The organism is Roseovarius sp. (assembly GCF_965228755.1).
Classification (GTDB): domain Bacteria; phylum Pseudomonadota; class Alphaproteobacteria; order Rhodobacterales; family Rhodobacteraceae; genus Roseovarius.
Map to the genome: position 1 here is coordinate 308,720 of NZ_CBDDIG010000005.1, position 17,166 is coordinate 325,885.

The 17,166-nt window shown below is 66.9% G+C and carries 17 protein-coding genes; 9 read left to right on the forward strand and 8 right to left on the reverse strand.

All coding sequences use genetic code 11. The features are described 5' to 3' along the window. Positions 1-12: 12 nt before the first annotated feature. Positions 13-1,161 (forward strand): glutamine-hydrolyzing carbamoyl-phosphate synthase small subunit, encoded by a 1,149-nt coding sequence (gene carA, locus ACO07J_RS04850; RefSeq protein WP_422026813.1) that lies wholly within the window; start codon positions 13-15, stop codon positions 1,159-1,161. Between the two features lie 93 nt (positions 1,162-1,254). Beyond that, positions 1,255-3,174, forward strand: a complete 1,920-nt coding sequence (locus ACO07J_RS04855) for a glycosyltransferase (RefSeq protein ID WP_422026815.1) — start codon at positions 1,255-1,257, stop codon at positions 3,172-3,174. Here the strand turns inward: ACO07J_RS04855 and ACO07J_RS04860 are convergent. Next, positions 3,148-3,792 carry a GntR family transcriptional regulator gene (locus tag ACO07J_RS04860; protein ID WP_422026817.1) on the reverse strand — a complete coding sequence of 215 codons (645 nt, stop codon included), beginning with the start codon at positions 3,790-3,792 and terminating at the stop codon, positions 3,148-3,150. The genes ACO07J_RS04855 and ACO07J_RS04860 overlap by 27 nt on opposite strands. Positions 3,793-3,913: 121 nt before the next feature. On the opposite strand from ACO07J_RS04860, the gene ACO07J_RS04865 reads away from it, so the two are divergent. The 4 genes from ACO07J_RS04865 to ACO07J_RS04880 all read left to right on the forward strand — a co-directional run bounded on the left by ACO07J_RS04865 (position 3,914) and on the right by ACO07J_RS04880 (position 6,768). Next, positions 3,914-4,558 (forward strand): pyrimidine 5'-nucleotidase, encoded by a 645-nt coding sequence (locus tag ACO07J_RS04865; protein WP_422026819.1) that lies wholly within the window; start codon positions 3,914-3,916, stop codon positions 4,556-4,558. Between the two features lie 86 nt (positions 4,559-4,644). Next, the gene (locus ACO07J_RS04870) at positions 4,645-4,860 is read left to right on the forward strand and encodes a hypothetical protein (RefSeq protein WP_422026821.1); all 216 of its coding nucleotides are present in this window, start codon (positions 4,645-4,647) and stop codon (positions 4,858-4,860) included. A 28-nt stretch (positions 4,861-4,888) separates the two neighbouring features. Then, positions 4,889-6,082 (forward strand): UbiH/UbiF family hydroxylase, encoded by a 1,194-nt coding sequence (locus ACO07J_RS04875; RefSeq protein WP_422026823.1) that lies wholly within the window; start codon positions 4,889-4,891, stop codon positions 6,080-6,082. A gap of 47 nt (positions 6,083-6,129) precedes the next feature. Further along, positions 6,130-6,768: a M50 family metallopeptidase gene (locus ACO07J_RS04880; protein ID WP_422029701.1), complete on the forward strand. Its 639-nt coding sequence runs from the start codon at positions 6,130-6,132 to the stop codon at positions 6,766-6,768. A gap of 1 nt (position 6,769) precedes the next feature. Here ACO07J_RS04880 and ACO07J_RS04885 read toward each other — a convergent pair whose 3' ends face one another. The 3 genes from ACO07J_RS04885 to ACO07J_RS04895 all read right to left on the reverse strand — a co-directional run bounded on the left by ACO07J_RS04885 (position 6,770) and on the right by ACO07J_RS04895 (position 8,986). Then, positions 6,770-7,897, reverse strand: coding sequence for an aminotransferase class V-fold PLP-dependent enzyme (locus tag ACO07J_RS04885; protein ID WP_422026825.1), 1,128 nt, complete (start codon positions 7,895-7,897; stop codon positions 6,770-6,772). Positions 7,898-8,075: 178 nt separating this feature from the next. After that, positions 8,076-8,534 carry an Lrp/AsnC family transcriptional regulator gene (locus ACO07J_RS04890; RefSeq protein WP_350125535.1) on the reverse strand — a complete coding sequence of 153 codons (459 nt, stop codon included), beginning with the start codon at positions 8,532-8,534 and terminating at the stop codon, positions 8,076-8,078. Then, positions 8,531-8,986 (reverse strand): Lrp/AsnC family transcriptional regulator, encoded by a 456-nt coding sequence (locus ACO07J_RS04895; RefSeq protein WP_422026827.1) that lies wholly within the window; start codon positions 8,984-8,986, stop codon positions 8,531-8,533. Before ACO07J_RS04895 ends, ACO07J_RS04890 begins: the two co-directional genes overlap by 4 nt. A gap of 128 nt (positions 8,987-9,114) precedes the next feature. Here ACO07J_RS04895 and ilvC point away from each other — a divergent pair, with 128 nt between their 5' ends. Continuing rightward, positions 9,115-10,137, forward strand: a complete 1,023-nt coding sequence (ilvC, locus tag ACO07J_RS04900) for a ketol-acid reductoisomerase (protein WP_422026829.1) — start codon at positions 9,115-9,117, stop codon at positions 10,135-10,137. A gap of 73 nt (positions 10,138-10,210) precedes the next feature. After that, positions 10,211-11,125, forward strand: a complete 915-nt coding sequence (locus ACO07J_RS04905) for a DMT family transporter (protein WP_422026831.1) — start codon at positions 10,211-10,213, stop codon at positions 11,123-11,125. On the opposite strand, the gene folP is transcribed toward ACO07J_RS04905, so the two are convergent. Continuing rightward, a complete protein-coding gene (gene folP, locus ACO07J_RS04910; protein ID WP_422026833.1) occupies positions 11,122-12,132 on the reverse strand; it encodes a dihydropteroate synthase in 1,011 nt (336 codons plus the stop codon). The genes ACO07J_RS04905 and folP overlap by 4 nt on opposite strands. Before the next feature lie 55 nt (positions 12,133-12,187). Continuing rightward, positions 12,188-13,117 carry a dihydroneopterin aldolase gene (locus ACO07J_RS04915; protein WP_422026835.1) on the reverse strand — a complete coding sequence of 310 codons (930 nt, stop codon included), beginning with the start codon at positions 13,115-13,117 and terminating at the stop codon, positions 12,188-12,190. Between the two features lie 662 nt (positions 13,118-13,779). Between ACO07J_RS04915 and ACO07J_RS04920 the strand changes: the two genes are divergently transcribed. Beyond that, on the forward strand, positions 13,780-14,562 hold the full coding sequence (locus ACO07J_RS04920; RefSeq protein ID WP_422026837.1) for an MBL fold metallo-hydrolase: 783 nt from the start codon (positions 13,780-13,782) through the stop codon (positions 14,560-14,562). Positions 14,563-14,668: 106 nt separating this feature from the next. Here the strand turns inward: ACO07J_RS04920 and ACO07J_RS04925 are convergent, their stop codons facing one another. Then, on the reverse strand, positions 14,669-15,316 hold the full coding sequence (locus ACO07J_RS04925) for an outer membrane protein (protein ID WP_422026839.1): 648 nt from the start codon (positions 15,314-15,316) through the stop codon (positions 14,669-14,671). A gap of 174 nt (positions 15,317-15,490) precedes the next feature. Continuing rightward, positions 15,491-17,164, reverse strand: coding sequence for a cytochrome c oxidase subunit I (locus ACO07J_RS04930; protein WP_422026841.1), 1,674 nt, complete (start codon positions 17,162-17,164; stop codon positions 15,491-15,493). Positions 17,165-17,166: the final 2 nt, after the last annotated feature.

Here is a 17,166-nt window from a genome sequence, read left to right on the forward strand (position 1 = left end):
GATTCTTTCGCCATGGCCCACTCGCCCCAAAAGCGCCCGACCGCCTGCCTTGTCCTGGCCGACGGGTCCGTTTTCTATGGCAAGGGGTTCGGCGCGACCGGGCAGGTCACGGCCGAGCTGTGCTTCAACACCGCCATGACCGGCTACCAGGAGATCATGACCGACCCGTCCTATGCCGGGCAGATCGTCACCTTCACCTTCCCCCACGTGGGCAACGTCGGCGTCAACCCCGAGGATGACGAGACCGCAGATCCGGTGGCCGAGGGCATGGTGGTGAAATGGGACCCGACCGAGCCCAGCAACTGGCGCTCGGCCGAGAACCTGTCGGACTGGCTGGCGCGGCGCGGCCGGGTGGCGATCGGCGGTGTGGATACCCGCCGCCTGACCCGGGCGATCCGCCAGCAGGGCGCGCCGCACGTGGCGCTGGCCCACGATCCGGAGGGGAATTTCGATGTCTCGGCCCTTCTCAGCCACGCGCGCGGCTTTGCCGGGCTCGAGGGGATGGACCTCGCCAAGCGGGTGAGCTGTGCGCAATCCTACCGCTGGGACGAGATGCGCTGGGCCTGGCCCGAGGGCTATACCCGCCAGAAGGAGGCCCGGCACAAGGTCGTGGCGGTGGATTACGGCGCCAAGCGCAACATCCTGCGCTGCCTGGCCAGTGCGGGCTGCGAAGTGACGGTGATGCCGGCGACGTCCACCGCCGAGGACGTGCTGGCGCAGAACCCCGACGGCGTGTTCCTGTCGAACGGCCCCGGCGACCCGGCGGCGACGGGGGAATACGCCGTGCCGATGATCCAGGGCGTGATGGACAAGGGCCTGCCGATCTTCGGCATCTGCCTCGGCCACCAGATGCTGGCGCTGGCAGTGGGGGCGAAGACGGTCAAGATGAACCACGGCCACCACGGCGCCAACCACCCGGTGCAGGAGCTCGAGACCGGCAAGGTCGAGATCACCTCGATGAACCACGGCTTCGCGGTCGACAGCCAGACCCTGCCCAAGGGCGTGACCGAGACGCACGTGTCGCTCTTCGACGGCTCGAACTGCGGCATCCGGCTGGATGGCCGCCCGGTCTTTTCGGTCCAGCACCACCCCGAGGCCAGCCCGGGGCCGCAGGACAGCTTCTACCTGTTCGAGCGCTTCGCGGCCTCGATGGACCGTTAACCTTTCCGCCGTTTCGGCGTTAACCCTTTGTTCACGCTTCCTTAACCATGTCCGGTCATCCTCGCGTCCGTTCGAGACCGCGAGGAGCGGCACATGGGCATTTCGGAACTAAGACACCTCGGCCCCACTCACCGACCCGCCGGCACCGCCATGTCGGCGCTGGAGCGGGTCTTGCTGGCACGGGGCATCGTGAAGCGCGACGATCTCGAGCGGGCGGGCTGGGTTCGTTCGCGGTCGGATGCCACGCTCGACCGCATTCTCACCGCCGAAGGGCTGGCGAGCGAGGCGGATTTGCTGGAAGCCAACGCGCGGGCGTTCCAGTCTCGCAGCCTGACCGCGCGGGACCTGGCGCAGCTGACGCAGTTTCACGTCGACACGCCCGTCGAGCTGTTGCTGCGGCACGCGGTGCTGCCGGTGGTGGACCGTGACGGGAAGGCGGCGATCGTCTGCAGCGACCGACGCAGCAGCGAGGAGATACGACCGCATCTGCCGGTGGCCCTGAACCCGGCGCGGGTATTGCTGGCGCCGCGGCCGATGATCCAGGACCGGATCGCGGAACTGCACCGCCCCGCGCTGTCCCAGGCGATGGTGACCCGGGTGCCGGAGGAGGAAAGCTGTCGCACATGGGGGCAACGGCGGGAATTCCGGCTGGTGGCCGTGGCGGTGCTGCTGGTGGCGCTGGCGCTTTTGACGGTGCTGTTTCCGCGGCTCGTCTTCGGGATCTTGGCGGGCTGGGCGGTGGTCACGCTGATCGTGTCGGCGCTGTTCAAGATGGCGGCCTTCGTCACCGGCCTGGTGGTCGGCCCGCCGGAGCCGCCGGCGCCGCAGCCGTTGCGGAAGCTGCCGCTGCCGCGGGTGTCGGTGCTGGTGCCGCTCTTCCGCGAAACCGAGATCGTGCACGAACTGGTGGCGCGCCTGACTCGGCTGACCTATCCGAAGAGCCTGCTCGACGTGGTCCTCGTGCTGGAAGAGGAGGATGGCGCCACGCGCGACGCGCTGGCGGGGATCGACCTGCCGCCGTGGATCCGGCCGGTGGTGGTGCCCGACGGGGCGCCGCGAACGAAGCCGCGGGCGATGAATTATGCGCTGGATTTCTGCGACGGCGACATCATCGGAATCTACGACGCCGAGGATGCGCCGGCGCCCGACCAGATCATGCAGGTGGTGCGAAAATTCGGCGCCTCGCCGCCGGAGATGGCCTGCGTGCAGGGCTATCTCGACTATTACAACCCGCGCCAGAACTGGCTGGCGCGGTGTTTCACCATCGAGTACGCCACGTGGTTCCGGCTGATGCTGCCCGGCATGGCGCGGATGGGGCTGGCGATCCCGCTTGGGGGCACCACGGTGTTCTGTCGCCGCGAGGCGCTGGAGCGGGTGGGGGCGTGGGATTCGCATAACGTGACCGAGGATGCCGACCTTGGCTTCCGGCTGGCGCGGCATGGCTACCGGACGGAGATGCTGGCCACCGTGACCGGCGAGGAGGCGAATTGCCTGCCGTGGCCGTGGATCAAGCAGCGGTCGCGCTGGCTGAAAGGCTACATGACCACCTACCTTGTCCACATGCGGCGACCGCGCGAGTTGCTTCGGCAATTGGGAACCTGGCGGTTTCTGGGCTTCCAGGCGCATTTCGTCTCGGCGCTGTCGCAGGTCATGCTGGCGCCGCTCCTGTGGTCGTTCTGGCTGGTTCTGCTGGGGCTTCCGCATCCGCTCGATCCGGTGCTGCCGCATTGGTCGATGGTGGTGCTGGGGTCGCTCTTCCTGACGATCGAGGTGATCAACCTGACGATCCATGCCACGGCCGTGGCACGGGCAAGGCACAAGCACCTGATTCTCTGGACGCCGACGATGCATCTCTACGGCCCGCTCGGCGCGGTGGCGGCGTACAAGGCGCTCTATGAACTGGTGCTGAAACCGTTCTTCTGGGACAAGACCACGCATGGCCTGTCGAAAGGGGGCGAACAGGTCCGGCGGGCGTTGCCTCAGGGGTCAGACGGTGCTTTCGACTTCCCCTGAATCGAGTTTCAGCCGCGTGACGAAGGCCTTGGAAATATGGGCGCGCAGCGCCTCTCCGGCGGTGTCGGCATCGCGCGCCTCGATGGCCGAGACGATGGCGTCATGCTCGCGCAGGGCATCCTCGTCACGGCCCCGCGCCGCCAGCGACGTGGTCGCCATCAGCGCCATCGACCGGTGCACGAGGTCGAGCTGCTGGACGAGGAAGCGGTTGTGCGAGGCGAGGTGAATCTGCTTGTGAAACCGCCGGTTGGCACGGGCCAGCGCCTGCGGGTCGCCCAGAAGCTTGCGGTCGTCATCGACCATGTCACGCAGCACGCGGACCTCTTCCTCGGTTGCGTGGCGGGCGGCGAGGCTGGCGGCGAGCCCCTCGAGCTCGGCCCGGACCACGTAAAGCTCGGCCAGCTGGTTGTGATCGAGCGAGGCCACGATCAGGCTGCGGCCGTCGCGGGCCAGCAATGACTGGGTTTCAAGCCGCTGCAGCGCCTCGCGGATGGGCGTGCGGGAGACGCCGAACCGATCGGCCAGATCACTTTCGACCAGGCGGTCGCCGGGCTTGAAGATGCCCATGTCGATGGCTTCGAGAATGAGCGTGTAGGCGTCCTTTATCGGCGATTTCATCGGCTCTGGTGTCCCTGGGGTGCGTTGTCATTATCGTTATCCGCCGGACCTTACGCGCGGGGCTGCAGGGCAATCAAGCCTTGGCGTTGCAGCGGGCGGCGCGCGGGCCTATCCTGCCGCCATGCCGAAACAGCATTTCACCCATGTCGAAACCTGGGTTTTCGACCTCGACAACACGCTTTACCCGCCCCGCGCGCGGCTTTTCGACCAGATCGAGGTGCGGATGACGCAGTTCGTGATGGACGCGCTGAAGGTGGGCCGGGCCGAGGCCGACCGGCTGCGCAAGCAATACTGGGCCGAGCATGGCACCACGCTGGCCGGGCTGATGCGGGTGCACGGGGTCGATCCGGGGCCCTACCTGACCCATGTGCATGACATCTCGCTCGACCATCTCGAGGCGGATGCCGACCTGAATTCCCATATCCGGAGCCTGCCGGGGCGCAAGATCGTCTATACCAACGGCACCGCGCCATATGCGCAGAAAGTCGTGGAAAAGCGGGGGCTTGGCGGGGCGTTCGACGCGATCTACGGGGTCGAGCATGCCGGTTTCCACCCCAAGCCCGACCGGGCGGCGTTCGACGCGGTCTTCGCGCTGGACGGGGTGCGCACCGAGCGGGCGGCGATGTTCGAGGACGACCCCCGCAACCTGACCGAGCCGCACGCCATGGGCATGCGCACCGTCCACGTGGCCGAGGCGCCGCACGTGGCCGACCATATCCACCACCACACCGACGACCTGACCGGCTTCCTCGCGCGGCTGATCTGAAGGCCGACCTGCGTCGAAACGCGCATTTCGCACGGACGCAAAGAGCTTATCTGTGCCCCGGGACGAACGCGAATATGGAGAGTGAAATGGCGTATCTCGAAACGGCGGACGCGGTGGAAATTCAAGGCCATGCGCAGGAGGACGAAGGGCGGACGGTTGCCTTTGTCCTGCTGGGCCTGCTGCTTGTGCTGGCGGCCTGGGCCGCGGCGGTGGTAACGTGGGGCCTGCCGGGGCTTTACATTCCGGCGGTGGCCATGGTGCCTGTCTGCATGTTGACCATCGTGCGGATCACGCTGGGCTAGCAGGGCAGGGCGAAAGGACGCAAACGGCATGGACGCGGATATCCTGATCTCGGGCGGTGGCGTGGCCGGGCTTGCGGCGGCGGCGATCTTTGGCCGGGCCGGGTTCCGGGTGATCTGTTTCGATCCCGCCCCGCCGGTGACGGAGCGGGACGCGGAAGGGTCGGATTTGCGAACCACGGCGTTCCTGCAGCCGGCGCAGGCGTTGCTCGAGGGGGCCGGGCTGTGGGAGCGGTTGGCGCAGCAGGCCGAGCCGTTGCAGGTGATGCGCATCGTCGATGCCGGGGGCGAGGTGGCCGAGCCGCGGATCATCAAGGAATTCGATGCCGGGGATATCTCGGAGAAGCCCTTCGGGTGGAACCTGCCCAACTGGCTGCTCCGGCGGGAGATGGTGGCGCACCTGGAAGGGCTGAAAAACGTTGAGTTCCGGCCCGGGACCGGGGTGATATCGCTGTTCACGCGGGAGGCCGAGGCGCGGGTGGGCCTGTCGGACGGGTCGCGGGTGCGCTGCAGGCTGGTGATTGCCGCGGACGGGCGGAACTCGCCGGTGCGCGAGGCGGCGGGGGTATCGGTGAAGACCACGCGCTATGGGCAGAAGGCGCTGGCGTTCGCGGTGACGCATCCCATTCCGCATGAGCATGTGTCGACCGAGATACACCGGTCGGGCGGGCCGTTCACGCTGGTGCCCTTGCCGGATTACGAGGGGCGGCCCTCCTCGGCCATCGTCTGGATGGAGGAGGGGCCAGAGGCGGTGCGGCTGAAAGACCTGCCGGAGGCGGAGTTCGAGGCGGCGATGAACGAGCGGTCCTGCCTGATGTTCGGGCCGCTGAAACTGGCCTCGCGGCGGACGATCTGGCCGATCATCAGCCAGGTGGCGGAACGGATGTCGGCCGAACGGGTGGCGCTGGTGGCGGAGGCCGCACATGTGGTGCCGCCGATCGGGGCGCAGGGTTTGAACATGAGCCTGGGCGATATGCGGGTTCTGCTGGAACTGGCGCAGGCGGCGCCGGAGCGGCTGGGCGACCGGGCGATGCTGGACGAGTATCACCGGCGGCGGCATCCGGAGGTGCGGCTGCGGGTGACGGGGATCGACATGCTGAACCGGGCGTCGATGGTGCATGCGCAGCCCTTGCGGGATGCGCGGGCGATGGGGCTCAACGCGATCTATTCGCTGGCGCCGGTACGCAAGACGCTGATGCAGCTCGGGCTGGGGGCGCGGGGCTGAGCCTGCGGGGCGGCATAGGGCTGCTGAAGGGGCATTGGCAGTTGTTGGTGCTGGTGGTGCTGATCGCCGTGCTGTGGCGGACGCCGGTGGTCATCCCGTTGAAAGTCCTCGTTGTTTTCCTGCACGAGTTGTCGCACGCGGTGGCAACCGTGCTGACCGGCGGGTCGGTGGTGGGGATGACGCTGGACCCGATGCAGGGCGGCTCGGTCACGTCGCGCGGGGGATGGCGGTTCGTGATCCTGAGCGCGGGCTATCTCGGGTCTTTGCTGATCGGGGTGGCGCTGTTCCTCGCGGCGGTGAAAACGCGGTGGGACAGGGTGATCCTGGGGGGGCTGGGCGTGGTGCTGCTGGTGGTGACGCTGCTGTACTTGCGGAGCCTCTTTGCCATCGGGTTCGGGGTTGTCACCGGCGTGCTGATGATCGGGGCGGCGAAGTACCTGCGGCGGGACGTCAACGACCTTGTTTTGCGGGTGATCGGCCTTGCCAGCATGATCTACGTGCCGCTCGATATCTTCAGCGATACCATTGCGCGGGCGCACCTGCGGTCGGATGCGCGTATGATGGCGGAGGAGTTTGCCGGCCCCACCCTGTTCTGGGGCGGGGCGTGGCTTTTGCTGAGCCTCTGGGTGATCTGGCTGTGCCTGCGCCGGGGGCTGGGGCGGAGCAGCAATATCAAGTGGCGGTAGCCTAGAGCACCTTGTCGATCACGGCTTGAAGGCGGGCTTTGGCGGCGTCGGTATCGTAGAGCTTGTCGAGGCCGAAGAGGCCGAGGCGGAAGGTCATGAAACCCTCGGGTTCGTCGCAGGCGAGGGGGACGCCGGCGGCGATCTGCATGCCCTGCTGGCTGAACTTCTTGCCGTTCTGGATGTCGGGGTCGCTGGTGTAGCTGACCACTACGCCCGGCGCGCCGTAGCCCTCGGCGGCGACGGAGGTCACGCCCTTTTCGGCCAGCATGGCGCGGACGCCCTTGCCGAGATCCCATTGCGCCTGGCGGAGTTTCTCGAAGCCGTAGTCCCTGGTTTCGAGCATGGTGTCGCGGAAGGCGCGCAGGGCGTCGGTGGGCATGGTGGCGTGGTAGGCATGGCCGCCACCTTCATAGGCCTGCATGATCTGGTGCCATTTCTTGAGGTCGATGGCGAAGCTGTTGGAGGTGGTTTTTTCCAGCCGTTCCAGGGCCTTGTCGGACAGCATCACCAGCCCGGCGGAGGGGGAGGCGGACCAGCCCTTTTGCGGGGCGGAGATCAGGACGTCGACGCCGGTTTTCTCCATGTCGACCCAGGCGCAGCCGGAGGCGATGCAGTCGAGCACCATCAGCGCGCCGACGTCATGGGCGGCCTCGGCCAGCTGGGTGATGTAGTCGTCGGGCAGGATGATGCCGGCGGAGGTTTCGACGTGAGGGGCGAAGACGGCATCCGGCTTGGCCTCGCGGATCTTGGCGGTGACCTCCTCGATCGGCGCCGGGGCGAAGGGGGATTGGGCACCGTTGCCGGTTTGGCGGGCCATGCAAACGGTTGTTTCCGCGGTGAATTTGCCCATGTCGAAGATCTGCGACCAGCGGTAGGAGAACCAGCCGTTGCGGACGATGAGTGCGTGGGCGTTGGTGCCGAACTGGCGGGCGACGGCCTCCATCGCGTAGGTGCCGCCGCCGGGGATGATGGCGGTGGAGCGGGCGTTGTAGACCTCCTTCAGCATGCCGGAGATGTCGCGCATGACCTGCTGGAAGGACTGGCTCATGTGGTTGAGCGAACGGTCGGTGAAGACGACGGAATATTCGAGCAGGCCGTCGGGGTCTACATTGTCGAGAAGGGCGGTCATGGTCAGGCTCCTGTCGGGCAAGAGGGGTTTGGATCAGGGCTTAGCAGAGGTGGCGGGCGATCACATCGGAAAAAGGCGGCAGGGGCGGGGTGGTTTTCGACAGCGGGGCGGGGTGGGGCGAAATCTTGAAAAGATTTCGGGGCGATTTCTTTTCAAGAAATCGTTCCGTGGCAGATAGTTAGCCGATGGGGCCGGGGCGGCGTTCCTCGGAGAGCATGACGTTGGCTTCGACATCGCCGACGCCCGGCAGCATCATGATCCGGCGGCGCAGGACGCGTTCGAAATCGGAGATGTCGCGGGCCACGACGCGCAGGCGGTAATCGTAGAGGCCGAGGATGTGCTCGACCGTCTGCACCTCGGGGATGGCCGAGACGGCGCGTTCGAAATCGTCGATGCTGACCCGGCCCTTGGTGGCGAGTTTCACACCAAGGAAGACGGTGACGCCGAAGCCCAGCTGGTCATGGTCGAGATCGAGGCGCTGGCCCTTGATGACGCCGCTGTCATAGAGCCGGCGGATGCGGCGCCAGGTGGCGGGCTGCGACAGGCCCAGCTTGCGGCCGAGGGTGCTGGCCGGCTGGGTGGCGTCCTGGACCAGTTCGCGCAGGAGGCGGCGGTCGATGGTGTCGAGCTCGATCATAGGGGCAGGATCTCGTCCGTCTTGATGCGGGCCACGTGCATCAGCCCCTCGATATCGGCGATATGGGGCAGGGAGAGGATCGCGGTGCGGTAGAGCTCCTGGTAATGGGCCATGTCGCGGGCGATGACGGACAGGCGCAGGTCGACACGGCCGAGGAAGGTCTGGATTTCCACGACCTCGGGCACCTCGCGCGCCGCGGCGAGGAATTCGTCAAACGCGCGCGGCTCGGACTTTTCGAGCGTGACGCGCAGGGAGACCTCGACCTCGTACCCCAGCGCGCGCCAGTCGATCACTGCGCGGTTGGCGCGGATGATGCCTGCCCCCTTCATCCGGTCGAGCCGGCGGGCGCAGGTGGCCGGCGTGACGCCCGCGGCCTCGGCCAGGTCGGCGACGGGCTGGGCCGCGTCGTGCTGGTAATGGCGCAGGATGCGCCGGTCGATGTCGTCGAGCATGAAAATTCACGTATCCGGGTTAACGGAGAATGAATACCACGCGGTTTTTCAAAAAGCACGGGTAAATGATGTGATTTTCCACGCCGACAGGCAGAGAGTGCGGCGAGAGTGTTAAAGGAGACTGAACCATGCGTGTCTATTACGATCGCGATTGCGACATCAACCTGATCAAGGACAAGAAGGTGGCCATCCTGGGCTATGGCAGCCAGGGCCATGCCCACGCGCTGAACCTGCGCGACAGCGGCGCCAAGAACGTGGTCGTCGCGCTGCGCGAAGGCTCGGCCTCGGCCAAGAAGGCCGAAGGCGAGGGGCTGAAGGTGATGGAGATCGCCGAGGCCGCCGCGTGGTGCGACCTGATGATGTTCACCATGCCCGACGAGCTGCAGGCGGACACGTGGAACAAGTACGTCAAGGACAACATCAAGCCGGGCGCGGCGATTGCCTTCGCCCACGGCCTGAACGTGCATTTCGGACTGATCGAGGCGCCGGACAGCGTCGACGTGATCATGATGGCGCCGAAGGGCCCGGGCCACACGGTGCGCGGCGAATACGTCAAGGGTGGCGGCGTGCCCTGCCTCGTGGCCGTTCACAACGACGCGTCGGGCAAGGCGCTGGAAATCGGCCTCAGCTATTGCTCGGCCATCGGCGGCGGGCGCTCGGGCATCATCGAGACCGATTTCAAGGAAGAGTGCGAGACCGACCTCTTCGGCGAGCAGGCGGTGCTTTGCGGCGGCCTGGTCGAGCTGATCCGGATGGGCTTCGAGACGCTGGTCGAGGCGGGCTACGCGCCCGAGATGGCCTATTTCGAGTGCCTGCACGAGGTGAAGCTGATCGTCGACCTGATCTACGAGGGCGGCATCGCCAACATGAACTACTCGATCTCGAACACGGCCGAGTATGGCGAGTATGTCAGTGGCCCGCGCATCCTGCCCTATGACGAGACGAAGGCGCGGATGAAGGCGGTTCTGGAGGATATCCAGCAGGGCCGGTTCGTGCGCGACTGGATGGCGGAATGTTCGGTCGGCCAGCCGTCGTTCAAGGCGACCCGTCGGAACAACGACGCCCACCAGATCGAGGCCGTTGGCGAGACGCTGCGCGGCATGATGCCGTGGATCTCCGCCGGCAAGATGGTGGACAAGGCGAAGAACTGAGGGCTATCCCTTTCACGAGCAGAGGGGGCGCCCCGCCGGGCGCCCCTTTTTCATTTTCGGGACAGGTGAGGCAATGCAGGATATCAGGCCGGTCAACTGGCTTCGGATCGTCGTTCTGGCGGCAATCTGGGGCGCGTCGTTCATGTCGGTGTCGGTGGCGCTGGAGGGGGTCGGGCCGCTGACGGTGGTGGCCGTGCGGCTGGGGCTGGGGGCGGCGTTCCTGGTGGTGCTGTCCTTTGCGCTGGGGCACGGGTTGCCGCCGGTGAGGGGGCGGCCGGCGGGGCGGATCTGGGCCTTCGTGCTGGCGATGGCGGTGTTTTCCAATGCGCTGCCGTTCCTGTTGCTGAGCTGGGGGCAGCAGGTGGTGGCCTCGGGCTTTGCGGGCGTGTGCATGGCGGTGGTGCCGCTGTTGGTGTTGCCCCTGGCGCATGTCTTCGTGCCCGGCGAGGTGATGAGCCTGCGGCGGCTGGTGGGGTTCTGTATCGGGACGGCGGGGGTGATCGTGCTGATCGGGCCGGAGGCGTTTGCCTCGACCGGCGAGAGTTTCGAGGCGCTGGCCAAGATGGCCTGCGTGGGGGCCGCGTGCTGTTACGCGATCGGCGGGATCTTCACGCGGCTCTGCCCGGCGGTGGACCTGCTGGCGCTGGCGGCGGCGGTTCTGCTGGTGGCGGCGGTGCTGTTCGCGCCGGTGGCGTTCTATGTCGAGGGGTGGCCGGGGGATGTGCCGGGGCTGAGCCTGGCCGCGCTGTTGTACCTCGGGTTGTTGCCGACGGGGGTGGCGCAGATCCTGCTGGTGATGGTGATCCGGGATGCGGGGCCGGTGTTCCTTGGTCTCGTGAACTACCAGGTGCCGGTGTGGTCGGTGATCTTCGGCGTGGTGCTGCTGGCCGAGCCGCTGCCGCCGAGCCTTCTGCTGGCAATGGCGTTGATCCTGGCCGGTGTAGCGCTGAGCCAGTTGGGGGCGCTGAGCCGGTTGTTCCGGCGCTAGGGGAGGCGGCCCAGGGTGGCGGCCTGCCAGAGGCGGAGGGCCTCGGCCGTTTCGCGCACGTCGTGGATGCGGAGGAGCTGGACGCCCTGCGCCACGCCCGCCAGCGCCACGGCGACGGAGCCGGGGGCGCGGTGGCGGGCGGTATCCGAGCCGCCGATGGTGCCGATGAACCGCTTGCGCGAGGCGCCGAGGAGGACGGCGCAGCCCAACCCGTGGAAGAGGGCGAGGTTCTGCAGGAGCGCGAGGTTGTGCTCGAGCGTCTTGCCGAAGCCGATGCCGGGGTCGACGATGATGCGCGCGCGCGGGATGCCTAGGGTTTCGAGCGCGGTCACGCGGGCGGCGAGGTGGTCGTAGACGTCGAGGGCCACGTTGTCGTAGCGGGGGTCCTTCTGCATGATGTCGGGCGTGCCCTGGGCGTGCATGACGCAGACGGGCAGGCCGTTCTCGGCGCAGTAGGGGGCGAGGGCCGGGTCGAAGGTGAAGCCCGCCACGTCGTTGACGAGGTCGGCGCCGTGGTCACGGGCGGCGCGGGCGACGGGGGCCTTGCGGGTGTCGATAGAGATGGGCGTGGCCATCTCGGCACGAATGGCGCCGATCACCGGGGCGGTGCGGCGGATTTCCTCTTCGATATCGACTTCCTCGGCGCCGGGGCGGGTGGATTCGCCGCCGATGTCGAGGATGTCGGCGCCCTGGTCGGCCATGGTCCGGGCATGGGCGAGGGCGGCGTCGGGGGAGAAGTGCTCGCCCCCGTCGGAAAAGCTGTCGGGGGTGACGTTGAGGATGCCCATGAGGCGCGGCGTGTCGAACCTGAGGCCGGCGATGGGGGCGCGGGGCTTGGTGAGGTTTTCAAGGGCCTCGGCAGGGATGTCGGCCGCGGGGATGAGGCGGGAGGGGGCGTCGCGGTGCATGGCCTCGACCGTGTCGAACCACGCCCAACCGCAGGCCAGGGGGAAGGCGCCGGCGGGGCGGGCGCGGTCGGTGCTGGGGATGGGGCGGTAGTAGGTCATGGGCGGCTACGGGTCGGGTCGGAGGCCCCGGCTCGGGGGCCGGGGCGGGGAGGATTTACAGCCCCGACTGGGCGATGTCCTGGACCAGCACGGGGACGGGCGGGTCGGCAGGGGGTGTTTCGCCGATGAGCAGCAGGTCTGAGGCGTCGATATGGCCGGCGAACCACGAGGCGAGCGCGACCGGGTCGTCGGGGCCGGTGGTGGGGCCGTCGACGGCGTCGAGGACGATCTTCGAGGGGGCCCAGACGCTGATCTGGCCGTTCTTCATGGCCCAGTCGAGCTCGGTCCGGCTGCCCACGACGACGCAGCGGTCATCACGCCCCGCGAGGACCCAGGCGTTCTGTTCCAGCGCCAGCAGGTCGACGCGGCGCTGGGTCATGCGGTGGCCGGTCTGCGGGGCGGGCGTGTCGGCATGGCCGACGCAGAGGATCACCGGCTCGGCCCGGGCCTGCAACTGGTCGAGCCAGCGGGCGAGGTTGGGCGAACGGATGGCGGCGTTGGTGAGGTAGACCACGTGGGGGTGCGGGGCGGTGTCGTGGTGGGGGGTGACCGGCTTTGTCTTGAGGTCCGAGACGGAGCGGACGATCTCGACGCCCAGGGCGCCCGGACCGCGGTCGAGCTTCTCGATGCGGACGAAGGTGCGGACCGCCTGGGGCTCCCACAGGATGCGTTCGGCGATGCGTTCGGCCAGTGTTTCAAGGAGGTTGAGCCGTTCCTCGGCCAAGGCGGCATGGATCGCCTCGGTCACCTTGTCGTAGCTGAGGATGCGGTCGACATCGTCGTCGATCGGGTCGGTCAGCGGGCGCACCTCGACCACGACGTTGAAGGCGACGCGCTGGGTGGTGCCGCGCTCGGACTGGAAGGCGCCGATCTCGACCTCGACCACGTGATCGCGGACGGAAATGCGGTCGAGCGGGCCGTCGGGGGCGGTGGCGTCGGCGCGGGCCGAGGGGTGGGCGAAGGCGAGGCGGATCTCGTTGGACATGGGGTGTCCTCTGGCAGGGTGGTTGGGGCGGGAGATAGCATGGGGGGCGGCGGATGGGGAGGGGCGAATGCGACGGGGCGAAGGGCGGAGGCGGCAGGGGCCGGCGATTCGACGGTTAACGGCGTTGTTTTGAAGGGAAGGGGACGTCGGTATCACGTCGGTATTTCGTCGGTATCGCGTCGGTTTCGGGGTCTGTGAAGCGGTTGGTTGATGTGGCGTTCCGCGCGCAACAGGCGAGATGTTGTGTGGCGCGCAACGGGGGAGAAGTGGTGTGAAGTGCACGGAGAAGGCTGGTGCCGGGCGGCGGCCGACCGCGGGTGGGCGCGCCAACGGAAGTGATGGTTGATTTATGGTGCGGACTACATCTGACGGTCGTTCGACATGGCCCTGTCGCAGAAGCGCCCGCCCGGGGGGCGGTCGGGCGCTGCCCGGCGGCGAGCCTTTGGCTCGCCTTGATTCCGGGCGGGAGTCTGCCGCACCACGGCCCGTCGCTGCGCGGCTTCGCACCGGGGGTGGCCGCGCGGCGTACGGCGCGAGATGCTGCGGACGGAGGCGAAGAATCCACACCTCGCCACACCCGCCGATCACGCTATGCTATGCTGGAGACGGTCCAAGGGACATCCACGTCTGACAACGCCACGCAACAAACCGGGAGGTTTCACATGACGACCAGACGCAATTTCCTCATCGGCAGCGCCGCTGCCGGAACGGTCACGGTACTGCCGTCGCTCGCGCTTGCGGCCGAGGACGGGACGAGCCTGAATTTCATGGATGGCAAGCTGACGATCCACCCGATCTCGCACGCCTCCTTCGTGATGGAGACGCCGGCGGGGGTGATCTATGTCGACCCGGTGGGCGACGCCGCGCCCTACGAGGCGTTGCCGGACCCGGAGCTGATCCTTGTCACGCACCGGCACGGGGACCATTTCAGCGCCGACCTTCTGGGGGTACTGCCCAAGGCGCCGATCCTGACCAACGAGGACGTCACCGCGATGATGCCCGAGGACATGCAGGCCCGCGCCCACGTGATCGCCGCGGGCGACAGCACCGAGATGATCGGTGTGGGGATCGAGGCGGTGCCGTCCTACAACATCACCGAGGGCCGGTTGGATTTCCACCCGAAGGAGCGGGGCGATATCGGCTTCGTCCTGACACTGGACGGGTCGCGCGTGTATATCTCGGGCGACACCGAGGGCACGGACGAGTTGCGGGCGCTGGAGGATATCGACCTGGCGCTGGTGTGCATGAACCTGCCCTTCACCATGACCGCGGAGCAGGCGGCGGATGCGGTGGCCGCGTTCGCGCCGGCGATGGTCATGCCCTACCATTACCGCGGCAAGGACGGCGGCACGCAGGACCCGGAGGCCTTTGCCAAGATGCTCGAGGAGGCCGGGGCCGAGACCGAGGTCACGATCTATGACTGGTATGACGGCGAGCTGGGGTGACCGCCCGGGGGTGGGGTGACCCCACCCTGCGGCTGGCCCGGGAAAGAGAAACGCACGCGCCCGACGGGAGCGTGCGTTCCAGCAATGCCAGGCAATGTCGGGCCGGCTACTTGCCGCCGAGCTTGAAGGAGACCCGCAGCAGCGCCGTGAAGGTATCGGGCGAGACGGGGTAGGGCACGTCATAGTTCATGACCGTCGAGTCGAACTCGGCCCAGCGGGCCTCGGCGCCGATATGGATGCGGTCGGTCACGGCGTATTCGAGGCCGAGGCCGTAGGTCCAGCCGTCGAGCCCCCGTGAGTCGGGAAAGATCGTGCCGGCGCCGATATTCTGGGTGAAGCCGGAGTATTCCATGTGCGCGTAGCCGGCCGTGCCGTAGACCAGCACCCGGTCGAAGGCCATCCCGGCGCGGGCGCGCACCGTGGCCATCGAATCCATCCCGGCGTTACAGTTGAAAGCCGGGTTGAAGCACGGCACCGTGCTCGACATGTCCGAGAAGGCCCAGTCCGCCTCGACACCGATCAGGAAACGGTTGCTGAACTGGTAATCATAGCCGGCGAAGATGCCGTAGACGGCATCGTCCGAGTTCGGCTGTATCAGGTTGGCCGCGCTCGAGTTCGGTTCCAGCTCGCCATATCCGACCATGGCGCCGGCATGGAAGCCTGTCCAGTCATGGGTCGACTGGGCCTCGGCCGCGTGGCCGGCGAAGATCCCTGCTGCCAGGGCAATTGCGGTATTCCTTATTCTATTAAACATTGATCTATCCACCCGTTGTCCGGTTACGGAGTCCCCACTCCGATGGCTACTATGCCGTATTATGTTCAATTTTCCACAAAAATCAGACCGCGCCGGTATCGGGCCGGGACGCTGTAGCAAAAAGGCCCCGGCGCGATGCCGGGGCCTTTGTCGTCTGCCGAGCGGGTCGGGCGCCTAGTGGGCGTGGCCCTTGTCCCATTCCTCCTGCTTGGGGAGGATTTCGAACGTGTGCTCGGGCGGGGGCGAGGCCACCGTCCATTCCAGCGTGTCGGCGTATTCGTTCCAGTAGTTGTTCTGGGTCACCTTGGCGCCCCGGAACAGCGAGTAGAACACGATGCCGAAGAAGAAGATGAACGAGGCGAACGAGATGAACGCGCCGAGCGAGGACCACCAGTTCCAGACCGCGAAGGCCTCGGGGTAGTCGATGTAGCGGCGCGGCATGCCCTGACGGCCCAGGAAGTGCTGCGGGAAGAAGGTCAGGTTCGCACCGAGGAACATCGCCCAGAAGTGCAGCTTGCCCGCCCATTCCGGGTATTGGCGCCCGGACATCTTGCCGAAGTAGAAGTAGACCCCGGCGAAGATGGCGAAGACGGCGCCCAGCGACATCACGTAGTGGAAGTGCGCGACCACGTAGTAGGTGTCGTGGTAGGCGCGGTCGATGCCGGCCTGCGACAGCACGATGCCGGTCACGCCGCCCACGGTGAAGAGGAACAGGAAGCCGAACGCCCAGAGCATCGGCGTCTTGAACTCGATCGAGCCGCCCCACATCGTGGCGATCCACGAGAAGACCTTCACGCCCGTCGGCACGGCGATCACCATCGTGGCCAGCATGAAGTAGGACTGCTGGGTCAGCGACATGCCCACGGTGTACATGTGGTGCGCCCACACGACGAAGCCCAGAAGGCCGATGGCGATCAGCGCCCAGACCATCGGCAGGTAGCCGAAGATCGGCTTGCGCGAGAAGGTCGCGATCACGTGGGAGATGATGCCGAAGCCGGGCAGGATGATGATGTACACCTCCGGGTGGCCGAAGAACCACAGGATGTGCTGATACAGGATCGGGTCACCGCCACCGGCCGGATCGAAGAAGGTCGTGCCGAAGTTCCGGTCGGTCAGCAGCATGGTGATGGCGCCCGCCAGGACCGGCAGCGACAGCAGGATCAGCCATGCGGTGACGAAGATCGACCACGAGAAGAGCGGCACCTTGAAGAGCGTCATGCCCGGGGCGCGCATGTTCAGGAAGGTGGTGATCATGTTGATCGCCCCGAGGATCGACGAGGCGCCGGAGACGTGGACCGCGAAGATCGCGAGGTCCATCGACATGCCGGCCTCGGTCGAGGAGAGCGGTGGGTAGAGCACCCAGCCCACGCCCGAGCCCAACTGGCCGTTGCCGCCCGGCGAGAGCAGCGAGGCCACGCCCAGCGAGGTGCCGGCCACGTAGAGCCAGAAGCTGAGGTTGTTCATGCGCGGGAACGCCATGTCCGGCGCGCCGATCTGCAGCGGCATGAAGAAGTTGCCGAAGCCGCCGAAGAGGGCGGGGATCACCACGAAGAACATCATCAGGACGCCGTGATAGGTGATCATGACGTTCCAGAGATGGCCGTTCGGGGTACATTCGCCCGCCGCCGCCGCGATGAAACGCGCGCCTTCGAGGCACATGTACTGAACGCCCGGCTCCATCAGTTCCATCCGCATGTAGACGGTGAACATGACCGAGATCAGCCCGACGATGGCCGAGGTGATCAGGTAGAGGATACCGATATCCTTGTGGTTGGTGGACATGAACCAGCGGGTGAAGAACCCGCGGTTGTCTTCATGGCCGTCGCCGTGAATGGCCGCATCTGCCATTG

Coding starts and splice junctions, on each gene's coding strand:
- carA (WP_422026813.1), top strand. CDS start 13: ATGGCCCACTCGCCCCAAAAGCGCCCGACCGCCTGCCTTGTCCTGGCC.
- ACO07J_RS04855 (WP_422026815.1), top strand. CDS start 1,255: ATGGGCATTTCGGAACTAAGACACCTCGGCCCCACTCACCGACCCGCC.
- ACO07J_RS04860 (WP_422026817.1), bottom strand. CDS start 3,792: ATGAAATCGCCGATAAAGGACGCCTACACGCTCATTCTCGAAGCCATC.
- ACO07J_RS04865 (WP_422026819.1), top strand. CDS start 3,914: ATGCCGAAACAGCATTTCACCCATGTCGAAACCTGGGTTTTCGACCTC.
- ACO07J_RS04870 (WP_422026821.1), top strand. CDS start 4,645: ATGGCGTATCTCGAAACGGCGGACGCGGTGGAAATTCAAGGCCATGCG.
- ACO07J_RS04875 (WP_422026823.1), top strand. CDS start 4,889: ATGGACGCGGATATCCTGATCTCGGGCGGTGGCGTGGCCGGGCTTGCG.
- ACO07J_RS04885 (WP_422026825.1), bottom strand. CDS start 7,897: ATGACCGCCCTTCTCGACAATGTAGACCCCGACGGCCTGCTCGAATAT.
- ACO07J_RS04890 (WP_350125535.1), bottom strand. CDS start 8,534: ATGATCGAGCTCGACACCATCGACCGCCGCCTCCTGCGCGAACTGGTC.
- ACO07J_RS04895 (WP_422026827.1), bottom strand. CDS start 8,986: ATGCTCGACGACATCGACCGGCGCATCCTGCGCCATTACCAGCACGAC.
- ilvC (WP_422026829.1), top strand. CDS start 9,115: ATGCGTGTCTATTACGATCGCGATTGCGACATCAACCTGATCAAGGAC.
- ACO07J_RS04905 (WP_422026831.1), top strand. CDS start 10,211: ATGCAGGATATCAGGCCGGTCAACTGGCTTCGGATCGTCGTTCTGGCG.
- folP (WP_422026833.1), bottom strand. CDS start 12,132: ATGACCTACTACCGCCCCATCCCCAGCACCGACCGCGCCCGCCCCGCC.
- ACO07J_RS04915 (WP_422026835.1), bottom strand. CDS start 13,117: ATGTCCAACGAGATCCGCCTCGCCTTCGCCCACCCCTCGGCCCGCGCC.
- ACO07J_RS04920 (WP_422026837.1), top strand. CDS start 13,780: ATGACGACCAGACGCAATTTCCTCATCGGCAGCGCCGCTGCCGGAACG.
- ACO07J_RS04925 (WP_422026839.1), bottom strand. CDS start 15,316: ATGTTTAATAGAATAAGGAATACCGCAATTGCCCTGGCAGCAGGGATC.
- ACO07J_RS04930 (WP_422026841.1), bottom strand. CDS start 17,164: ATGGCAGATGCGGCCATTCACGGCGACGGCCATGAAGACAACCGCGGG.